Below are 18,969 nucleotides of genomic sequence, written 5' to 3'. Positions count from 1 at the left end.
GCCTCTCCCCTCGCAGGGCTGCGACCAGATGACGCACTCAGAGACACGCAGCGCCGCCATAAGCCAACGTTGCGATGTCCACGCACCCCTGCGAGGGTTGATCGCAAGACACCAACCTTGCGCAGGCTCGCCGGGTAAGGGGCCTGTGTCGGCGAGGACGATTTCGGCTTGCCCGGCGCTGTGTGGGGCAGCCAGCCTGCGCAAGGGGATCCCCCTCGCAGGGCTGCGACCAGATGACGCACTCAGAGACACGCAGCGCCGCCATAAGCCAACGTTGCGATGTCCACGCACCCCTGCGAGGGTTGATCGCAAGACACCAACCTTGCGCAGGCTCGTCGGGTAAGGGGCCTGTGTCGGCGAGGACGATTTCGGCTTGCCCGGCGCTGTGTGGGGCAGCCAGCCTGCGCAAGGGGAGGACGGAGTACCTGATGCTCACTCGATTCTTTCGATTCGACACGCTGTGGCGCCTGCGTGGACTGGCGCTGATCATGATGCTCGCACTGCTGGTCGTCTTGCCGGCCGGCGCGGCGCCCCTGGCGCCTGGCGGCGGCGATCATTTCGTGCGCATCCCTGGCTTTGCCGTCAGTGATGTGACTGCCCTCGGCCTATCCCCCCAGGCAGCCATCAACTATGGCAGTTTCCGGTGGCTGGAGCTGAACACAACCGATTTCGCCCGACTTCGCGCCAGCGGCCTGCCCTTCACTGTGGACGCAAATGCCGGCCAGGTACAGGTGCGTGATTTCGTCTTTGATCCCGTGGTCGCAGGAGAACCTGATCTGCCGGAGAACATGCGGGCCCTGGATACCGGCCCTGCCCTGCGCCTGGTGCAGTTCGTCGGCCCTATCCAGGATGCCTGGCTAGCGGAACTGACTGCGGCTGGATTGAAGCCGCTGCAGTACTACCCCTCCAACACTTACCTGGTCTGGGGCGCGTTGGCGCAGGCGCAGACCGCCGCCGTGTCCGACGCGGTGCGCTGGCAGGGCGCCTTTCATCCGGCCTACAAGCTCAACGCAGACCTGCACAACCACCGCGGCCGCATCGAACATGTGGACGTGATGTTCTACAACGACGGCCAGCCCGACCAGACTCTGGCGGCGCTGGCAAAGCTTGGCGCTCAGCTTCTGCAGGTTTTTCCCTCGCAGCCGGACCGGGCCTTCTTCGACGCCATCGTCACGTTGGACGCCGACGCACTGACTGCTGTCAGCCAACTCGGCGCAGTCCTGGCTGTGGCCTATGCCAGCCCGCAGCCGCAGGTGCAGGATGAAGCGGCCGATCAGATCCTGGCCGGCAACTACGCAGCCGGCCGGCCGTTTCCGGGCTATCGCGCCTGGCTGGCGGACCTGGGCTTCGATGGCCGCGGCGTCACCTGGGCCACGATTGATACCGGGGTGGATTACGACCATCCTGATTTCGCTGGCCGCATCGTGGGCGGGGCTGATTTTCCCGGCGCGTGCAGCATCCCCGGCCAACCGGGCAGCGACTGCGCGGGCGGCGGTCATGGCACGCACGTCGCCGGCGCCATCGCCAGCAGCGGCACCGGCGGCTTTGGCAATGAGCAGGGCTTTCTCTACGGCCTGGGCATCGCCCCCGGCGTCAACATCTTCGCCATGAATCCGCTCTCGGGTAACGCCTGGCCGCCGGCCGGCGGTTGGCAGGAAATGAGCCGGCGCGCCATCCTGGGCGGGGCAGTCGGCGGCAACAGCGCCTGGACCAGCGGCGAAGGGATCAATCATGGCTATCAAGCCACGGAGCGTACGCACGATTTCATCGTTCTGGACGGTAACTTCGACACCCCCACCATCGCCGAGCCGTTCATCGAGGTCTTCTCGGCCGGCAACGCCGGCTACCTTGCCAGTACGCTGACCGCGCCCGCCGAGGCCAAGAACCTGATCGTTGCCGCCAGCAGCACAAATATACGCTCCGGCTGGACTAATAACATAGATGCCATTTCTGACTTCAGCAGCCGTGGGCCGACGGTGGATGGCCGCTATGGGCCAACACTTGCCGCGCCGGGCGAAAACATCGCATCCACGCGCAACCACCTGGGCGGCGATTGCAGCACGGCCATCGCCGGCGCCCACAATCTCTACGCCTACTGCTCTGGCACCAGCATGGCCGCCGGCCACACCTCCGGCGCCCTGGCCCTGATCACGCAGTGGTGGCGCAGCTTCAACGCCGGCGCCAATCCCAGTCCGGCCATGGCCAAAGCGCTGCTCGTCAACGGCGCCGTGGACATGGGCAGCGGCGACATCCCTAACATTCTGCAAGGATGGGGGCGCATCAACCTGACCAACGTCATCAGCAGCGGCCTGGCCATGGTCTATCGTGATCAGTCCACCGTGCTGCACGACACAGGCGAATTCTGGGAAGTCACGGTGGGCGTGCCCGACCCCACCCGGCCGCTCAAAGTGACGCTGGCCTGGAGCGACGCGCCGGGCGCGGTCGGCGCCAATCCAGCGCTCGTCAATAACCTGGACCTGACGGTGACCGATGGCGCAGTGACCTACAAAGGCAATGTCTTCAGCCGCGGCTGGTCAACCAGCGGCGGCGCGGCCGACGCCAGGAACAACCTGGAAAACGTCTATCTGCGCACGCACGGCGACACTGCCACCATCCGCTAGAGGCCGCCAACCTGCCGGGCGATGCGGTGTTGTACAACCAGGATCCGACGGATCAGAGCTTTGCCCTGATCTGCGCCAACTGCACCCTACGGCCGGACTTCACCTTGACGGCCATGCCGGCCAGCCGGCCGTGTGCGCCAGCCAGCGCCATCTACACCCTGACCATTGGCGCCATCCTGGGCTACAACCAGCCGGTGAGCCTGAGCGCGACTGGCGGCCTGCCGGGTCATGATCGGGTTTAGCGGCAATCCCGTCCGCCGCCTATAACCCCACATTGACCCTCGGCAACACAGCCGCAGCACACCGGGAGCGTACGCGATCAATGTGATCGGCGTAACCGTCAGCGATACACACGACCACCGTTGGTTGGATATTTTCAAAGCGGCCCGGCCGCGCGCCTGGTCACACCAGCCGACGACGCGCGGCGGCAGCCGCGGCGTCCAACCTTCACCTGGGAGACGGCCAGCCAGGCGCAAACCTACGCCATCGAGATTGCAACGGATGCCAGTTTCAGCGCCATCGTGACGTCGGCGAGCGGCCTGACCGGCGCCAGCTTCACCGAGCAGCGACCTGCCCACGAGCACGCTACTACTGGTGCGTCAGGGCGTCCAACGCATGCAGCGTGGGCGCGTGTCGGCCGTGTTCAGCTTCACGACCCTGAGCGCGCGGCCTGCGAGTCAGGCGCCGCCGATCGTAATCTACAAGAGCAACTTCGATGGGCCGCAAGCCGCTGATGGTTGGACCGCCACCACGGTGATAGGGCCTAATCAGTGGGTGCTGGCAACCAACTATTGGCACAGTCCGCCGCAACACTGGCACGCCAGCGATCCGGCTGCGGTGAGCGAGGCGCACCTGGGTTTCGCCGGCCATCAGCCCTACCAGCGGTAAGCAGAACCGCTGACGCTCCCGTTTTACAGGATCGTCTTATTTGGATTGCCTCATTGTTCGAGGGCGGCAACTTGGCAGCCGGCTGTTACGATGGCGCCCGCCATCCTGGAGATCACCGCCACCCGACAGCGGGTGCATGGGCAGGCGCCCAACATGACATCCTGCGATGACCAACCCTCCCATGCCCGACGGCGTCACTGCCCCCGCACTGCGATAACCCAGCACGCGCTCGGCCTGATGTCCACTGACCCCTGCGAGGGTTGGCAGGGAGAAATCGGCCAACCTTGCGCAGGCTCGCAGCGTAAGAGCCCCACATCGCAAAGAGCGATGTCGGCTTGCCCGGCGATTTGTGGTGCAGCCAGCCTGCGCAAGGGGATCCCCCTCGCAGGACTGCGGCAAGATGGCAACCTCAGAGGCGCACGACGCGCTCACAAGCCAACGCACTGATGTCCACTGACCCCTGCGAGGGTTGGCATGGGAGAAATTGGCCAACCTTGCGCAGGCCTGCCGGATAAGGAGCCTACATCGCAAAGAGCGAAATCGGCTTGTCCGACGGTCTATCGTGCAGCCAGCCTTCGCAAGGGGATCCCCCTCGCAGGGCTGCGGCAAGATGGCAACCTCAGAGGCGCACGACGCGCTCACAAGCCAACGCACTGATGTCCACTGACCCCTGCGAGGGTTGGCAGCCGAAAAACCGCCCAACCTTGCGCAGGCCTGCCGGGTAAGGAGCCTGCACCGGCGAGGACGTCGCCGGTTTGCCCGCCGTAGGACCGCGCAGCCAGTAGGTCCGGCCTCCTGGCCGGACAACGTCGTCACAGAAAAGCGAACGCTGCGGTTGACGACGTTGTCACGCCGGAGGCGTGACCTACCTGGGGAGCTAGCCTGCGCAAGGGGATTTCACTTCTCAGCCACGCCGCAGCACGCCGCCGCGGGCCACCAGGCGCTCGATGTACGGCTGCGGCGGGATGTGCGTTTCGGGCAGCAGCACGCCGGGCGCGCGGATTTCTCCGTGCAGCACCATGGCCGCGGCAATGCCTGTGGCCCAACCCACGGCCTTGACCGTGGACGGGGCGTAGAAGCAAATCGTTTCACGCCCACCCCCGTCCGCGCGGGAGGCGATGTCAATCCGAATGCCCAGCGCATCGCCGACCCAGCGATCCACCTTGTGCACGTAGGGCACCATAAATTCGGCCGAGCGATCGAGGAACGCGGTGTTTTGCCGGTACTCGACCGGCGCTAACGCCAGCGCCAGCGTGGCCCAGTTCCACAGCTCGGGGATGGAGCCAAAGCGGCTGGTGATGGTCTGCAACTGCGGGAAAACCTGGGCCAGGCTCCAGATCTCAGGCACCTCGAAGTGGTAGACCGGCCGCCGGCCCAGGGGGAGGCCAAAGTCCACCACACGCCGGCCGCGGTAGGACGGCGTCTCTTGCCAGCGCCCCTCGATGCGCTGTTCGAAGGGCCGGCTGACGGCCAGGAAGGTCGTTTGCAGGACGCCAAAACCGCCGCCGCCCGAACCCGCGCAAACGAACGACAGGTGCAGCGTATCGGCCTGCGGCAAGCGCGCCAGCGCCTCCGCCACCAGGACGTTGTCAATCCCAGGGAAGGTGCCGGTGTCAATCAGCGCGGTGACGCCGGCCGCCTTGGCCGCGGCGTCCATCTGCAAGCGCTGCTGCGTGCCGCCGCGGTCGTCGCACACATCCACGTAGTTGACGCCAGCCGCAATGGCGGCCTGCAGCAGGGTGGGCGGCCGCGAACGAAAAGGCCCCACACACTGCAACACCAGGTCCATGCCAGCCACCTGCTGGCGCAGATCATCCACGCTGGCCCGATCGAGATCCAGCGCGACGAAGCGCGCACGTCTGCCAAACGGCTGCGCTGCGGCCTCGCCGTTGGCTCGATGGCGGCCCGCCAGGATCAGCTCGGCGTCGGTGAAGGACGCCAGGTCGCGCACGACGGCTTGCCCAATTTTGCCAGCGCCGCCGACGATCAAGATGCGTTGTGACATGGTGGTGTTCGCTCACTCAATCTGGAGATTCGCCCATGATGGCGTTGGCGCATCTTAACATGGCAACCACATGAAGTCAATCCAACTGTTTGCGCAATGAACTTGAAAGAAGGCCGCGAATGACCACGGATCGCCACAGATTGCCTGTTGCCATTGAGGGTTGCGCCCACGGGACATGGATAACTGACATGCATTCGCCGCAGTAATCTTGACATCTCACAAGTCTTTGTGTAAGATAAATGAAGTTTGATTCCTCTGGTCAACACGGCCGCAGCCGGTCAGGCGACCGGCGAGAAGCGTGATGGCTTGCACCTTCCCCGGCCGGCCTGGCGCGATGATTGGATGCGTTAACGCGAATTCACCGACACAAGGGGAAGCGACATGGACTTCGTTCTCAACGGGCAGCCCAAACAATTCGCTGGCGATGCCGACTTGCCGCTGTTGACCTATCTGCGTGAGCACGAAGGCATCATTTCGCCCAAGGATGGCTGTTCACCCCAGGCCGCCTGCGGCTGCTGCGCGGTTGACCTCAACGGCAAGGCGGTGCTCTCCTGCGTCACGCCCATGAAAAAAGTGGCTGGCGGCCAAGTGACCACGACCGAAGGGCTGGGCGAGTTCCGCCAGCGCGTCTTTTCCCACGCCTTTGTCGCGGCCGGCGGCATCCAGTGCGGCTTTTGTATCCCTGGCATTGTCATGCAGGCCAACGCGCTCATCAACCGCCAGCCAGCGCCGGGCCGGCGCGAGATCGAGCAGGCGTTGACGCCGCACCTGTGCCGCTGCACCGGTTACAAGAAGATCGTGGACGCCATCGAGGTCGCGGCCGGCGCCATTTTGCACGAGGAAGAAGTGCCGCAACCGGCCACCGCGGCCCAGGTGGGCGATCGCCATCCCAAGTATGATTCCTTCGGCGCCGTGTTAGGCCAGCGTCCCTACGTGGACGACATCCGCATCGCCGGTCTGCTGCACGGCGCGCTGCACTTCAGCGATCATCCGCGCGCGCGCGTGCTGCGCATTGACACCGCGGCCGCAGCGGCAGTTCCCGGCGTGGTGCACATCTTCACGGCCGCGGATGTGCCTGGGCGGCGCATGGTGGGTCTGATCCAGCAAGATTGGCCGCTGATGGTGGCTGTGGGCGAGGAAACGCGCTATGTGGGCGATGTCCTGGCCCTAGTCGTCGCGCAGACCGAGCAGGCCGCGCGCGCGGCCGCAGCCAAAATCGAAGTGGATTACGAAGTCCTGGAGCCGCTGACCGACCCCTTCGCGGCGCTGCTGCCTGGCGCGCCCAAGCTGCACCCAGACGGCAATGTCCTGGCGAGCACCGTCATCAAGCGCGGCGATCTGCAGGCCGCGGAGGCGGCTTCGGCCTTTATCTCCGCCGGCCGCTATGAGACGCAGCGCATCGAGCACGGCTACATGGAGCCAGAGGCGGCGATCGCCTATCCCGCCGCGGATGACGGGCTCGCAGTCGAGGTGCTGTCACAGAGCCAGGGCGTCTACGAAGACCGCGTCCAGATTGCCGCGCTGCTCGGCTTGCCCGAAGAGCAGGTGCGCGTCATTTTGGTGCCTAACGGCGGCGGCTTTGGCGGCAAGGAAGACCTGTCGGTGCAAGGCCATGCCGCTGTGGCGGCTTACCTGCTGCGACAGCCGGTCAAGGTGAAGCTGACGCGGGATGAGTCCATTCGTATGCACCCCAAACGCCATCCGATGTGGCTCGATTACCGCGTGGGCTGCGACGCCGCCGGCAAGTTGACCTTTGTGCACGCGCGCATCGTCGGCGATTCAGGCGCGTACGCGTCGGTCGGCGCTAAGGTGCTGGAGCGCGCGGCCGGTCATGCCACCGGCGCATACCATGCGCCTGCGGCCGACATCGAAGCCGTGGCCGTCTACACCAACAATGTGCCCTGCGGCGCGATGCGCGGCTTTGGCGTCAACCAGTCTGCCTTTGCCATCGAGAGCTGCCTGGACGATCTGTGCCAGCAGGGCGGTTTTGACCGCTGGCAATTCCGCTACGACAACGCCATCACCGAGGGGAGCATGACCGCCACCGGCCAGATCATCGAGGGCGGAGCCGGGCTGCGCGCCACCCTGCTGGCGGTCAAGGACCAATTCTACGCGGCGCAGAACGCCGGGGGCGTCGCCGGATTGGCATGCGGCATCAAGAATACCGGCATTGGCAACGGCGTGCCTGACGCCTCGCGCGTACGTATCCGCGTCGAGGCAGCAGACAAGATCGTGGTGGATCACGGCTGGACCGAGATGGGCCAGGGCGTCCACACCGTGGCCCTGCAAGCGTTGTGCACCGAGACCGGTATTGACCCCACGATCGTTGAGATGCGCGTGGACACCGCGTCCGGCCAATATGCCGGCATGACCACGGCCTCGCGCGCCACCTCGCTGGTGGGCAATGCGACCATAGATGCGGCTAGGAAACTGGCTGCGGATCTGAAGGTTCACGCGTTGGCAGAGCTTGTGGGTCGTCAGTACGAAGGCAGTTGGGTCTGCGACTGGACGACGAAGCCAGAGGCCGTGACCGACACGCCTGTGACGCACTACTCGTACAGCTACGCGACGCAGCTCGTCATCCTGGACAAGGACGGCCAGATTGCCCGGATCGTGGCTGCGCACGACGCAGGCAAAATCTTCAACCCCACACTGTTCGAGGGCCAGGTCGAAGGGTCGCTGCACATGGGATTGGGCTACGCCATCAGCGAGGATCTGCCGATGGAAGGCGGTCGCTTCAAGAGCACGCGCCTGCGCCAGTGCGGCATCCTGCGCGCCAAGGAAATGCCCGCGATCGAGGTGATTGGCGTTGAGGTGGCCGACCCCTACGGCCCATATGGCGCCAAAGGCGTCGGCGAAATCGGGCTGGTGCCGACGGCCGGCGCCGTGGCGAACGCGCTGCGTCAGTTTGACGGCGTGCGGCGCACCAAACTGCCCATGGCGCTGCCCAAGCGTGCACGATCGAGTTGAGTGAGCACCCCGGGCGCGGATTCTGGCCGCGGCCTGCGCAGTCAACCGTGCACGCGATCAACATCATGGTCATCGAGTCGTCAACGAGATCCCAAAGGGGGTGTCTTTCATGAGCGAATCGAGCGAGACAAGCGGCGCAGCCAGACGCTTGGACGTCAGCCGGCTAACAGGCGCCCTCTTGCCCGTGCTGGCGACGCTGCTGGCCCTGGCCTTTGGCGGGATTCTGCTGTTGATCTTGGGCGTCAATCCCTTGACCGCCTACGGTTCGTTATTCAGGGGCGCCTTCGGCACCGTGAGCGGCTTGACCCAAACGCTGTCCAAAGCGACTCCGCTGCTCCTGGTGGGTTTGGGCATCTGCATTGCCTTTCGCGGTGGCGTCATCAACATTGGCGGAGAGGGGCAGATCATCATCGGCGCCGTGGCCGCGGCGGCCGTCGCCCTGGCGTGGCCCACCCTGCCCGGCGTCATCCTGATCCCGCTGACGCTCGGCGCTGGGGTGCTGGGCGGAGCCGTATGGGGCGGCATCGCCGGCGTTTTGAAGGCTCGTTTCGGCGTCAACGAAATTCTCAGCACCGTCATGCTCAACGCCATCGCCCTGCAACTCATGAACTACCTGCTCCGCGGCCCCATGCTCGATCCTGCCCAAATCGCCGCCGGTACGAACATTGCCCAAAGCGCCACCTTGCCTGACCAGGTGTGGCTCCTGCGCCTGGTGCCGCGCACCCTGCTGCACGTGGGACTAATCCTGGCCATTATCCTGGCCGTCCTCGTTTTCATTTTTCTCTGGCGCACCACCATCGGGTACCGCATCCGCGCCGTGGGTCTCAACTCGTCTGCGGCCCGTTATGCCGGCATCCCGGTGCGGCGTTATATGGCCCTGGCGTTGATCCTCAGCGGGGCGTTTGCCGGGCTGGCCGGCGCGGTCGAAGTGACCGGCGTTCATCACCGCATGATCGAAGGGCTGTCAGGAGGCTACGGTTTCAGCGGCATTGTGGCAGCCCTCTTTGGCAAACTGCACCCCTTGGGCGCGATCCCAGCCTCGATCATTTTCGGCGGTCTGCTCGTAGGCGCAGATAAAATGCAGCGCACGGTGCAAGTCCCTAGTTCCCTCGTCGTCGCCATCAACGGCTTGATCGTTCTCTTTGTCGTCGCCAGCGATTTCTTTGTGCGTCGCCGCGCGCGCAAGCGCGTCGCCGACGCCACGACGTCGGCAGAGAGCGCCTCGGCCAGTGCGCCGCAGGAGGCAGTCAGTGATTAGCGACCTCTTCACCACCGCCGTACTCATCGGCATCTTGCACAGCGGTATTCGCCTCGCCACGCCCTACCTGTTAGCCGCATTGGGGGAGACAGTGTCGCAGCGGTCGGGCGTGCTCGATCTGGGCGTGGATGGCGTCATGCTCATGGGCGCGTTTGCGGCCTTCTTCACCGTCTTCAAGACTGACAACCTGTGGCTGGGGGTGGCGGCGGCTCTCGTGGTGGGCGCGCTGATGGGGCTGCTGATGGCAATCATCAGTGTCACGTTTCAGGCTGAACAGGGTATCAGCGGCATCGGCCTCTATCTGTTTGGCCTGGGTCTCAGCAGCTTGCTCTTCCGGGTGCTAATCGGCTCCGTGGAAGGGGTCAACGGCTTCCGAGACATCCAGATTCCTGTCCTCAGCAACATTCCCATTCTGGGCCAAATCTTCTTCAACCACAATATCCTGGTCTACCTGGCCTATCTCATGGTCCCCGCGCTCTGGTTTCTTTTCGACAAAACCACGCTTGGCCTCAAGGTGCGCGCCGTGGGGCAAAATCCGGAAGCGGCGGATTCACTGGGCGTCAGCGTCAACCGGGTGCGCTATTTTGGCGTCATTTTTGGCGCGGCCATGGCCGGTCTGGCTGGGGCCTCGCTGAGCATTGGCACCCTCAACGTGTTCCAAGACAACATGACCAATGGGCTGGGCTTCATCGCCGTGGCGCTGGTCTATTTCGGCGGCTGGCGGCCGCTTGGGGTGCTGCTCGGTTCTCTGCTCTTTGCCACCGTCAACGCGCTGCAGTTGTGGGTGCAGGTCAAAGGCATCCCCATCCCGTCTGATCTGGCCGTGATGCTACCCTACCTGTTGACCATCATCGTATTGATTTTTGCGGCCAGCCAGATCAAACAGCCGGCCGCGCTAAACAAGCCGTTCGAGCGCAGCGGCTGATGATTCCAAGAATGAAAAAGTCCTCGACCAGTCGAGGATTCTGGCAAGCGCCGGAACGCCAAACTCGTTTGGCGAGTTTTCAGATCAGTGAAGTCAGAAGAGATTCAGAAGGAGAAATGTATGCGTCGTTCCATGTCAACCGGTCTTGTGTTGTTGCTTGTCATCAGCGTGCTGTTGACAGGCTGCCAGGCTGCACAGCCGACGGCTGTCGTCAGCAAAGGCCCCTTCAAGATTGCGATCGTGCTGCCCAGCCCGATCACCGACCTGGCCTGGGGCCAGTCTATGTACGATGCCCTGAAGGCCGTACAGAAGGAAATGGGTGAGGACAATCTCAAGCTCGCCTATTCCGAAAACATGTTCCAGGTGGCCGATGCGGCTGCCGCTCTGCGTGACTACGCCACCGAAGGCTACAACCTGGTCATTGCGCACGGCACACAGTACGGCAACTCGATGTTCGATGTGGCCAAGGACTTCCCCGGCACCAGTTTTGCCTGGGGCACCGCGACGGATACCGGCGCCAGCAAGAACCTTAAGAACGTGTTTGCCTACGAGGCCAACGCGCAAGAAGGCGGTTATGTCAATGGCGTTATCGCAGCCCTGATGAGCAAATCGGGCGTCTTGGGTGTGGTGGGTCCGGTGGAAGCGGGCGATGCCAAGCTGTACATTGACGGTTTTGCGGCCGGCGCCAAGGCCACCAAGCCTGACATCAAGGTCAACATCAGCTACACCGGTTCCTTCGGCGACACAGCCCTGGCCGCCGAAGCAGCCAACACCCACATTGCGGCCGGCGCAGATGTGCTCACCGGTTCGGCGCAGCAGGTGGTTGGCGCGATCGGCGTCGCCAAGAGTAAAGGCGCAAAGTGGTTTGGCACGCAAAGCGACCAAAGCTCGTTAGCGCCCGAAGCGGTGGTGGCAACCCAGGTCTTCGACTGGACCGGCGTCGTCAAGGATATGATTGCGCTGCACCAGCAAGGCACGATGGGCGGCAAGGCGTACACCCTGACTCTGGCCAACCAGGGCCTCAAGATGGTGTTCAACGCCAGCTCGCCGGCGCCCGACGACATCAAGAAGGCCGCCGAGCAGGTGATCAAGGACATTGCCGACGGCAAGATCAAGCCGCTCCCCTGATCGGCGCAGGCAAAGCTGAACCGCTAAGTCGTGAAGAGCACAAAGGGTGCATTTCAGAATGGGGGGCGTAGCCCCGGAGGGGCTTTCACCTCGTAGCCGGATGGCCTTTGGCCTCCGGCGGCGTTGGATGCCGCATGGCCTGCGCGCAACCAACGCCGCCCGACCGTGAACGGATCGGGCTACAAGGTGAAAGGCCCTATCGGGCCTGACACCCTGGCAGGGGCTTGCATCTCGTAGTGGGCGCATTTCAGTATCGCGGCGTAGCCCACAAAGGTTGGGCTTGGCAGCGGTTGCAGCGGCCTTCGACAAGCTCAGGCCCCGTGCGGTGAGCCTGTCGAACCGTGCCTTCGAGCCGCTCACGACGAAGCCTCAATCGCCCGACCCGCCCCCATTCTGAAATGCACCCAGCACAAAGGGGTACTGGTTGCTTGGCGTCCTTTGCGTCTTAGCGGTTCAGATCGTGCTGGTTCACCTGAAATCCGTTGTACTGGCAGGTTGCTCATGACCGATTCACCATCATCTTCATCGCCGGCCTTGCTGCCGACCGGCCTGCCGCGCATTGACCTGCTGGAAATGCGCGGCATTGTCAAGCATTTCCCTGGCGTGCTGGCCTGCGATCATGTCAATTTCGATGTGAAGGCCGGCGAGGTGCATGCGCTCTTGGGCGAAAACGGCGCCGGCAAGTCCACCCTGATGAAGGTGCTCTACGGGCTATACCGCAAGGACGGCGGCGAGATTCGCGTCAATGGCCGGCCGGTGGAGATTCAGACCCCCACCGACGCGCTGCGGCAGGGAATCGGCATGGTGCATCAGCACTTCATGCTGGTTGACACGCTCACCGTGGCCGAAAACGTGGCCTTGGGCTTGCCGTCCAGCCGCGGCCCGCTGCTCGATCTGGACAAAGTCGAAGCGCGCATCCGCAAGTTGTCCAGAGCGTATGGCTTACAGGTTGACCCCAAAGCGCCCGTGTGGACGCTGCCGGTCGGCGTGCGCCAGCGCGTGGAAATCATCAAGGCGCTCTATCGCGGCGCCGCGCTGCTCATCCTGGATGAGCCGACTGCTGTGTTGACGCCGCAAGAGGTGGACGATCTGTTCGTGACGCTGCGCCAGATGACCCGCGACGGTCACAGCCTGGTTTTCATCAGCCACAAACTGCGCGAGGTATTGGCGCTCAGCGACCGCATCAGCGTTCTGCGCGGCGGCGCGTTGGTTGACACCGTGCCCAATCAGGGTATCACGCGCGAGCAGTTGGCGCGCATGATGGTGGGCCGCGAAGTGCTGCTGGAACGTAAACACCTGGCAGCTCAAGTCGGCGAAACGCTGCTTTCGCTCAACGACGTGGAAGCCTACCGCATCACGGGTACGCGCGCGCTGTACCATCTGACGCAAACGCTGCGCGGCGGGGAGATCCTGGGCGTCGCCGGGGTGAGCGGCAATGGTCAGCGCACCCTGGCCGAGGTCGTGGCCGGGTTGCGCGACCTGCGCGGCGGTCATATTACCCTCCTCGGCGCGGACATCACGAACTGGTCGGTAGGGCAGCGCATCGAGGCCGGCCTGCGCTACATTCCTGAGGAACGCATGCATGATGGCGTCATTCAGGATTTCTCGATTGCGGAGAACATGATCTTGCAGGATCATGGGCGCCAACCCTTTAGCAAAAGCAGCTTTCTTGATTTCAAGGCCATTGCCCGACGCAGTCAGGAGTTGGTGCGCGAATTCCGCGTCAAAACACCGAGCATCAACACCCCCATCAAGAGCCTGAGCGGCGGCAATATCCAAAAAGTCATCCTGGCGCGCGAGCTGTCCAATAATCCGAAGGTGCTGATTGCTGCCCAGCCCACGCGTGGCGTGGACATTGGCGCCACGGAGTACATCCATCAGCGCCTGCTCGATCAGCGCGGCCAGGGCACAGCTATTCTGCTCATCTCTGATGACCTGGACGAGATTCTGGCCCTCTCCGACCGCATTGCGGTCCTGTACGAGGGCGAAGTCATGGGCGTCGTCCAGCGTGATGAAACGAACGCCGCGGAATTGGGGCTGATGATGGCCGGCGTGCGCAGCTGAAAAAGAAAACCGGTTTCCAGAAGAAACCGGTTTTCTACCCTACGGAACCCGGCTTCTGCAAGAAACCGGGTTTCTCTTGACAGCGCGATCAGGGGGTCGGCGTCACACAGACTTCGGCATCGCTGAAGGTTGGATTGGCGTAGCCAAAATCAAACAGGATTTGCCAGGTATCGGGATTTGCTTTGGCAAACGCGGTCACGGCGGCGCATGCGGCGGCGGCATCTTTGGGCGCCGCATAGGCCTTCCACCAGGTGTCAGCCACCTGGGCATACAGATTCGTGGGATCGGCCGCGACAAAATCGGTGACGGTTTTCTCGGCCTTGGCCAGGTCTCCGCTGTAGGCATAGGCCAGCGCCAGGCGATAGCGTGCAAAACTGCGCAGTTCGTTCAGTTCGTTGTCGCGCGTACCGCACTTCTCCAGGGCTTGATCGTTCAGCAGCGCGTCGTACGCGACCGCGGCTTCGGCCGCCTTGCCTTCCAACAGCAGTTGATTCGCGTCCAACAGGTGATGGTAGAGGCAGGTGGACGGATCATACTTGAGATCGGTCAGCTTGTAGGGCGCGCCCTGGATCGAAGACCAGGTCTCAGTCCACGAGCGCTGCGGCCCTGCGCCTACCGAGGCGATGATGCCGCCGTGCAACAGCAGCTCTTGGCCAGATCCCTCATTGATGTCTTTGAACGTGACCGTGGGATAGGCCATTGTGGCGTTGCCGTCAATCCAATTGTCGTAGGAACTGGTGGCGGGATTCCAGGAGATGATGTGAATCGTGCCGAAGCAGGTGTGCGCGCCGCAGGTTGTATCGGTCCAGGCAACGTCGAGCTTGCCGTCTGCGTTGATATCGCTGGTCTTGGGGCCGAAATCGAGCAGCGCCACATCGCCCGCGGCGCCGGCCTGGTACGCCAGTTCCTTGCTGTCGCGCCCGGCATGGAAGATCAGCAGGTCGCCGGTCGGTACAGCCGCAGCCGAGGTGGGATCGGTGATGACAATGATGTAGTCGTTGAGCTTATCGCCGTTCAGGTCCTGGACTTTTACGCCGCCGTGCGCGTTGGTAACCGCGCCGCATGCGCGCAGCCAGGCCTCGATCTTATCAGGGTTGGCGTTGAGCGCGTCCTGGATGCCGGTGGTGTAGTCAGCAAACTGTGCAGGGCACGCAGGCATGCCGGCAATGGGCGGCTTGGGTGCGCCGGCGCCAGGCGCTGGCGTTGGCGTGCCGGCGGCAGCCCCGCCAGAGGCAGGCGCGCCAGGGGTAGACGCGTCGCTGCCCGGAATGATCATGCGGTCGCCGATGTAGAGCACCTGGCCCGGTCGGTGCAGCTTGGGGTTTGCATTCCAAAGAGCAGCAAACGGGACGCCGGTGCGACGCGCAATGCCAAACCAGGTGTCGCCGGGGCGCACGGTGTAAGCGCCGCCCGCAGGCGCTGGCCCGCTCGTTGGCTGCGGCGTGACTACTGCCGTCGGCGCGGCGCTGCCGGGAATACAAAGACGGTCGGTGAGCCAGAGCTGGCCGCTGCGCCGGACGAAGCGGGGATTGGCAGCTTTCAGCGCCGCAACGCTGACGCCATAGCGCTGCGCCACGGTCGTCCAGCCGTCGCCGGCGCGCAGCGACACAATCTGGCTGCACTCGGTTCCGCTGGGCGCAACCGGCGCAACCGGCGCGGCCGCGGCGATCGAGCTGATCGCCAGCGCCAGCAGCGCCGCACCAAGAACTGCCATGATGGACATGCGAACACGAAGTTGACCGGCCATTTCTTTTCCTCCAAATAATGATGCGTGCAAGATTGTCTGGCCCGAGCACGATAGATGGCTTTATTATACACCAGGTCAGACAAATATCAGAATTGTGTTGACGTTTGGCGCTTGTTGGCGCGCCGGTTATAATGCAGGTATGAACGCCGTTCAGGAACCTCCACCCACGTCCAGCGCAGTTTCGTTTGGCGCACGATCGCAAGTCCTTTTCGTTGTGCTGGCGGCCCTGCTGCTGACCGTCGGCCTGGCCTGGCGCTTTGCCGCGACCCTGGCGCCTGTCACCATCGTTGTAGATGGCAATACGGACCACGTGCTTACGCATCAACGAACCGTGGCCGGCTTGCTGGATGAGCTGAACCTGGCGCTGGCGGCCGAAGATCGCGTCGCTCCGTCGGTCGCGCACATCATCACCCCAGGGCTGACCGTTGAGGTGACGCGCGCGCGCGTCGTGCTGATCGCTGTGGACGGAAACGAGCGCGTGGTGCGCACCCATGCTCGCCGTGTGGGCGACATCTGGCCAGAGGCGGGCATCAGTCCTGGGGAGATGGACGAAAGATTCCTGGAAGGAGTTCCCGTTACCGATGAGACGCTGCTGCCCACGCCTGCCGCCGAATCACAGGCGGACGTGCGTTATCGAGCCGGCCGGCCGTGGGTGGGCAAGGCCGCGCCGCTGCTGACGCTGGCTTTGCGCCGCGCCGTGGCGCTGACCGTGCTGGATGACGGGATGCCATTAACCTTCATGACCACCGCGCCCACGATAGGCGAGGCGCTGCGCCGTGAACAATTCATCCTCTACCTGGGCGATGTCGTGCAGCCTGGCCTGGGCAGCCCGGTGCGCGCAGGCGGCCGCGTGTACATCGAGCGATCTTTGCCCCTCGTATTTTTTGCGGATGGCGATACGCTGAAAACGCGCACCCGCCAGCACACCGTGGGCGACGCCCTGGCCGAGCAAGGGATCGTAGTGGCCGGCTTGGATCAGGTAGAACCGGCCTTGACCACCCCCCTGGTGCCAAACCTGGCGATTCGGGTGATTCGCGTGCGCGAATCGCTGGTGATCGAACAACAGATCGTCCCATTCACCACCATCTGGATAGGCGATAAGCAGTTGGACATTGACCAGCATCGCGTCAGCGCGCCGGGGCAGGTAGGAATCCAGCGTCAGCGCTACCGCGTACGCTACGAGAACGATCAGGACAACCAGGTCGTTGAACGAACATTGGAAGACAGGTGGGTGGCGCAGGAGCCAATCACACGCGTTCTGGCGTATGGGCAGCGGATTACGCCCAAAACGTTGGATACGCCGGACGGGCCAATTACCTATTGGCGCAAATTGCGCGCGTATACGACATCCTACACCGCTGCCAGCGCCGGCGTGCCGCGCAGCAGTCCATCCTATGGCCGCACGCGTATCGGTCTGCCGCTGCGCACGGGCATCGTCGCGGTTGATCCAACGCTGATTCCGCTGCGCTCGTGGCTTTACGTACCAGGCTATGGCAAAGGTCTGGCTGGCGACACTGGAGGCGCCGTGAAAGGCAAATTCGTTGACCTGGGCTTTTCTGAGGGCGAATACGAATCGTGGCATTGGTGGAGCGAGGTCTACCTGCTGTGGCCGCCGCCGCCGACCTACCAGATTCGTTGGGTGCTGCCGGATTGGCCCAAATATCCCGATCGCCGGCGCTGAAAACCATGCCGCGGCGCGGCGTTCAACGTTCGGCTGTTTTTGCCGCTTCTTGATCTTAGTTTCGTGCGAGGGTAAATCCATGCTAGGACCACACAGCTTCTTTGAACTGTCCGACTTTGCGCACGCGGCGTTGTTCGACAACAAGGCGTTCGTCTGGGAGGCCATTCCGGGCATCGGCGCCTACGCGCAAGCGCAGTTGGCTGACGCCTATCGGCCCGCGCTCTTGGGTGTCGTTGCTGAAGGCGCTTACCTGGTTCACCCGGAGTTGATCTACTTGGGTGAAGGCAGCGTTATCGAGCCAGGCGCGTATGTCGCTGGCCCCTGCATCATCGGTCGCCACTGCGAAATTCGCCACGGCGCTTACCTGCGCGGCGATGTCATCCTCGGCGATCACTGTGTCGTGGGTCATGCCAGCGAGGTCAAGAACTGCATCTTCTTGAACGGCGCCCATGCCCCGCATTTCGCCTACGTAGGCGATTCCATCCTGGGCAACCGCGTCAACCTGGGCGCCGGCACCAAGCTGAGCAACCTGGCGCTGACCAGCCTCAAAGACCCGGCCACCGGCAAACGCACCACCATCCGCCTGGAAGTCAACGGGCAAATGGTTGACACTGGCCTGGCCAAGATGGGCGCGATCATGGGCGACGATGCGCAGACCGGCTGCAATTCGGTGCTCAACCCCGGCTGCGTCATCGGCCCGCGCACACTTATCTATGCCAACATCAGCCTGCGCAAGGGCTACTATCTGCCGGATACCATCATCAAGCTCGATCAGGCGCTGAGTATGCTACCGAGAATGTGAAGACAACCACCCACACGTGTGGAGCCCTCACCCGAGAGGCGGACTCCTGGCCGGGAGGCTGAGCAACGGCTCATCCAAAATCTGCGTGCGCAGCCAGCGTTGATCTGCGTTCAGACTCAGCCGAGCGGACGCAGATTTGCGCAGATACACGCTGATCATGTAATTCGTCATTCAAGCTCTCAGCTGGTCTGTCACTGGGGTCGTTTGAGCAAAGACCGAACAAGAAATGATCTTGCTGGCGCCGCGCGCCAGGGGTATCATGAGAGCAGGGAAGAGCGGCTGAACCGCTCCAACGCGATTTTTTTTGGAGGCATATGCATCATGCTCTATTCCTTTACGACCTATTGGTCTGTTGCGGCGCCCATCGAAGCAGTCTGGCCGGTGATCTTCGATGCCTTGAATTACCCGAGCTGGTGGAAGTATGTGAAAAAGGTCACGCTGACCAAACGCGGCGACGCCAACGGCCTTGGCTCCATTCAGCACCACGAATGGGCCACCGCGCTGCCCTATCGCCTGCTGTTCGACATCGAATCCACGATCATCGAGCCGCCGCACGTCCTGCAGGGCAATTCGATCGGCGAACTGGTTGGCACCGGCCGCTGGGAGCTGACGCAGGATGGCGCGAACACCATCGTGCGCTACGATTGGAACGTCCGCACCACCAAAGCCTGGATGAACCTCTTCGCACCGCTGCTGCGGCCCGCGTTTGCCTGGAATCATAAACTGGTGATGGATGAAGGCGGCCGCGGCCTGGCCCGCCGTCTCGGCGCCAGTCTGACAGTTGCGCCGCGCCACGTCATCAATACCTCTGCGGCCTGAATCCGATTCATCTTTGCCTGCGCACACGAGCCAGCAAGCGCCATGACCGCTGAGATTGACA

13 protein-coding genes are annotated in these 18,969 nt (G+C 63.4%); 11 read left to right on the top strand and 2 right to left on the bottom strand.

Going from position 1 to position 18,969, the window contains the following annotated elements:
* The first annotated feature begins 428 nt into the window (after positions 1-428).
* The 3 genes from ACPQ6D_RS07800 to ACPQ6D_RS07790 all read left to right on the top strand — a co-directional run bounded on the left by ACPQ6D_RS07800 (position 429) and on the right by ACPQ6D_RS07790 (position 3,509).
* Complete coding sequence (locus ACPQ6D_RS07800; RefSeq protein WP_423223745.1) at positions 429-2,621, top strand: S8 family serine peptidase; 2,193 nt, start codon at positions 429-431, stop codon at positions 2,619-2,621.
* A gap of 26 nt (positions 2,622-2,647) precedes the next feature.
* Positions 2,648-2,863 carry a hypothetical protein gene (locus ACPQ6D_RS07795; protein WP_423223744.1) on the top strand — a complete coding sequence of 72 codons (216 nt, stop codon included), beginning with the start codon at positions 2,648-2,650 and terminating at the stop codon, positions 2,861-2,863.
* Positions 2,864-3,236: 373 nt separating this feature from the next.
* A complete protein-coding gene (locus ACPQ6D_RS07790) occupies positions 3,237-3,509 on the top strand; it encodes a hypothetical protein (RefSeq protein ID WP_423223743.1) in 273 nt (90 codons plus the stop codon).
* Between the two features lie 904 nt (positions 3,510-4,413).
* Here the strand turns inward: ACPQ6D_RS07790 and ACPQ6D_RS07785 are convergent.
* Positions 4,414-5,514, bottom strand: a complete 1,101-nt coding sequence (locus ACPQ6D_RS07785) for a saccharopine dehydrogenase family protein (protein ID WP_423223742.1) — start codon at positions 5,512-5,514, stop codon at positions 4,414-4,416.
* Positions 5,515-5,895: 381 nt separating this feature from the next.
* Between ACPQ6D_RS07785 and xdh the strand changes: the two genes are divergently transcribed.
* From xdh to ACPQ6D_RS07760, 5 genes are all read left to right on the top strand, one after another.
* Positions 5,896-8,484 carry a selenium-dependent xanthine dehydrogenase gene (gene xdh, locus ACPQ6D_RS07780; RefSeq protein ID WP_423223741.1) on the top strand — a complete coding sequence of 863 codons (2,589 nt, stop codon included), beginning with the start codon at positions 5,896-5,898 and terminating at the stop codon, positions 8,482-8,484.
* 109 nt (positions 8,485-8,593) lie between these two features.
* A complete protein-coding gene (locus ACPQ6D_RS07775) occupies positions 8,594-9,742 on the top strand; it encodes an ABC transporter permease (protein ID WP_423223740.1) in 1,149 nt (382 codons plus the stop codon).
* On the top strand, positions 9,735-10,667 hold the full coding sequence (locus ACPQ6D_RS07770; RefSeq protein WP_423223739.1) for an ABC transporter permease: 933 nt from the start codon (positions 9,735-9,737) through the stop codon (positions 10,665-10,667). The genes ACPQ6D_RS07775 and ACPQ6D_RS07770 overlap by 8 nt, the downstream gene beginning before the upstream one ends.
* 120 nt (positions 10,668-10,787) lie before the next feature.
* The gene (locus ACPQ6D_RS07765; protein WP_423223738.1) at positions 10,788-11,795 is read left to right on the top strand and encodes a BMP family protein; all 1,008 of its coding nucleotides are present in this window, start codon (positions 10,788-10,790) and stop codon (positions 11,793-11,795) included.
* 501 nt (positions 11,796-12,296) lie between these two features.
* Complete coding sequence (locus tag ACPQ6D_RS07760; protein ID WP_423223737.1) at positions 12,297-13,859, top strand: ABC transporter ATP-binding protein; 1,563 nt, start codon at positions 12,297-12,299, stop codon at positions 13,857-13,859.
* 88 nt (positions 13,860-13,947) lie between these two features.
* Here the strand turns inward: ACPQ6D_RS07760 and ACPQ6D_RS07755 are convergent, their stop codons facing one another.
* Positions 13,948-15,606, bottom strand: coding sequence for a LysM peptidoglycan-binding domain-containing protein (locus tag ACPQ6D_RS07755; protein WP_423223736.1), 1,659 nt, complete (start codon positions 15,604-15,606; stop codon positions 13,948-13,950).
* 139 nt (positions 15,607-15,745) lie between these two features.
* Here ACPQ6D_RS07755 and ACPQ6D_RS07750 point away from each other — a divergent pair, with 139 nt between their 5' ends.
* The 3 genes from ACPQ6D_RS07750 (at position 15,746) to ACPQ6D_RS07740 (ending at position 18,908) form a co-directional block, all read left to right on the top strand.
* The gene (locus ACPQ6D_RS07750; protein ID WP_423223735.1) at positions 15,746-17,287 is read left to right on the top strand and encodes a ubiquitin-like domain-containing protein; all 1,542 of its coding nucleotides are present in this window, start codon (positions 15,746-15,748) and stop codon (positions 17,285-17,287) included.
* Positions 17,288-17,366: 79 nt separating this feature from the next.
* Positions 17,367-18,089: an acyltransferase gene (locus tag ACPQ6D_RS07745; protein WP_423223734.1), complete on the top strand. Its 723-nt coding sequence runs from the start codon at positions 17,367-17,369 to the stop codon at positions 18,087-18,089.
* 321 nt (positions 18,090-18,410) lie between these two features.
* Complete coding sequence (locus ACPQ6D_RS07740; RefSeq protein ID WP_423223733.1) at positions 18,411-18,908, top strand: SRPBCC family protein; 498 nt, start codon at positions 18,411-18,413, stop codon at positions 18,906-18,908.
* The last annotated feature ends 61 nt before the right edge of the window (positions 18,909-18,969 follow it).

It is taken from the genome of Candidatus Amarolinea aalborgensis, from assembly GCF_900491745.1.
Taxonomy (GTDB): Bacteria; Chloroflexota; Anaerolineae; order SSC4; family Amarolineaceae; genus Amarolinea; species Amarolinea aalborgensis.
The sequence above is the reverse complement of the archived record's forward strand: the minus strand, read 5'-3'. Positions and strand labels throughout refer to the sequence as shown.